Origin of the sequence: Paraburkholderia sp. SIMBA_053 (assembly GCF_046534895.1) — a bacterium.
GTDB classification, from domain to species: domain Bacteria; phylum Pseudomonadota; class Gammaproteobacteria; order Burkholderiales; family Burkholderiaceae; genus Paraburkholderia; species Paraburkholderia caledonica.
In genome coordinates this window covers 1-263 of sequence record NZ_JAWRXU010000936.1, presented here as the reverse complement: position 1 = coordinate 263, position 263 = coordinate 1, and the positions used below count along the sequence as shown (strand labels likewise).

The window sequence follows — 263 nt, the reverse complement described above, 5'->3', positions numbered from 1 at the left end:
GCGAGCGTGAGCACGTCGGCGAGATTCACGCCTTCGCCCCAATTGGTGACGAACGCGCGCAGCGTGATGCCCGAGATCGGCACGAACACGGTCAACAAGAGCCACAGCGCGACGATCGCCAGCGCGACCCAACGCCATGCGCCAAGCGGCAGCACGGTCTGCCGTCCGGCCTTGCCTTTCACGGTGACGAAGCGGTTCGCGCGCTTGAGGAGGCTGCGTTGCAGCAGCACGAGCGGAAACGTAATCGCGACAATGCACACCGC

General features: G+C 65.4%; 1 pseudogene. It reads right to left on the bottom strand.

Going from position 1 to position 263, the window contains the following annotated elements:
- Positions 1 to 263: pseudogene (locus SB753_RS38360) on the bottom strand (iron ABC transporter permease); the annotation flags it as partial.